Source organism: uncultured Kriegella sp., from assembly GCF_963975415.1.
Classification (GTDB): Bacteria; Bacteroidota; Bacteroidia; order Flavobacteriales; family Flavobacteriaceae; genus Kriegella.
This window is the reverse complement of sequence record NZ_CAXBGN010000023.1, coordinates 1-1,908: the sequence shown is the minus strand read 5'-3', so window position 1 is coordinate 1,908 and position 1,908 is coordinate 1. Positions and strand designations below refer to the sequence as shown.

General features: G+C 40.4%; 1 protein-coding gene. It reads right to left on the bottom strand.

What is annotated here, in order from left to right; translation table 11 throughout:
• Positions 1–104: 104 nt before the first annotated feature.
• On the bottom strand, positions 105–1,908 hold a 1,804-nt coding region (locus AACZ88_RS23855; RefSeq protein ID WP_339716288.1), incomplete at its 5' end, for a Plug domain-containing protein.

The following is a 1,908-nucleotide window of genomic DNA, read 5'->3' as shown; positions in this document are numbered from 1 at the left end:
CAAATTTGAAAGTTCAAATAAAGAATGAATTTACCAACTAGTTTTGGCCCTATTACCATTTAATGAGGTTTTTTGAAATCCGACTAGGAATTCAATGCTAAATCCTATTCAACTATGTCGTAAGTTGTTTCACTCTGACCTATTATTCCATCTCCAATAATTGAGATACCCTCACAAATCACCAAAACCTTTCCCGAAATATCTCCATTAAAAAACTTAATGGTAGCATTGCCTTGTGCATCCGTAACAACATTTGGCTCCCAATGTATCAATTTTCTTAAGTCGGGCGTACCAGGATCATCAGTGGTCCCATCATAAGAAGGGCTATAAAACTCCCTTATGGGGGAGAACTCAGGGGCAGAGTCGAGCAATAAATTGGACCTTTTGGGAAAAGCTCCGAAAAGACCTTTTCCCGAATAGGTATAAATTGCCAAAATTGCTGGAAACGGTGGAGGCTGGAATAAACCGGAGGCAGAGGGGAATGTATCCCGAAAATAGCGGTTGGCACTTGTTGTGTTTCTGATAATCTCGACACTTTTAACAGCAGCAATCGGTATATCGGGAACAATGCTAAAATGGTCGATCACAACGGGAATGCCATCAATTAAGATATATGTAAAACCGGCACCGTGGACTCGGGCATACAAGTACCCTGTCCCATTCCCCAACCTACTCACCGAAAGCTCTTCAGGGTAGTTGAACAATAGCCATGAATAAAGGCTTCCTGTCCAATTTTTCGCTTTGGCCATCAACTCTTTGTTGTCTATGACAACATCTGGCATACCATGTAATTTGTTCATTTCTTCCCTTTCTGCGGTCAGAATGTAGTCACTGACGACAACCTCGTTCAAGGCTATGGTATTTGGCAACAAAAAAGGGTCGAGGGCTATATCTTTTGATATTCGCTCACTTACGGTTTTTTCTATTATACTATCAACGGGAGCGATGACCAATTCGGTTTCATACTCTATCTTGGGAACTATTCTTTTATGGATATGGACCTTAAAGTTTGAACTTTTTCTACCGGAGGAAGTGGGTTGTATCACAAATTTTTTTCCATCTCCGTAACTATTTTCAAGACTGAAATTAAAATATCCCGTACTATCGACTTCTTGATTATAAACTGTTATTTTTTCTCCAAAAGTCATCAATGTCAAATCGTACCTGTCATTTTGAAAACGCTTTTTCCTTTTTACCTTCTGTACTCCCTCAACATACCCCGTTAGACCGAGTCCCTTTTCAGGTTGTATCAACTTGGGTTCTTTGGGCTTGTCGTACTTATAATTCGACCAACCTTGGGTAAGCATCAAATAATCCAGATCTTTTAAATGATCCTCATGCTTGAAATAACAAGCGGGATCCTCGATTTCGCCCCTGATATCTGATTCCAACATAAAATAGGAAACAATATTTCCATGGGTAAGGTTTGTCCGCTCAAAATAATCTTTGTTTACCGCCATTAATGATATAGAACTTGGCAAAGGTCGTTTTCCTTTCGTGGAACGAATGTGAACGATTACACTATCACGTGCTTCATATTCGTTTTTGTCCATTTCAACTTTTATATCCAGATTGTCTTCGGGCCTATGATTGTAGAAATGACGTTCGGCTATGGGCATATGCCCCGAATCGTATAACGTTGCCCCTATAATTCCGTTCGGCAAATCCCTGCTTTTGAAGGCATAGCTAAACTTTCCATTTTTCATCAATGCCCTTAGCATATAAATATCCTTTCCCCGGTGATAAAGTTTTAGGAAGAGGCTATCGGTCATTACCGGTTTCGCATCCAACGCAATTAGCTTCATATGCTTTTCGGAAATAACCCGCATGACCATACCTTGAGGTCTGGCCACGGGAATGGGATACCTATGGGTTGTTCCATTGGTCGATTGAACTACCCCAAAATAG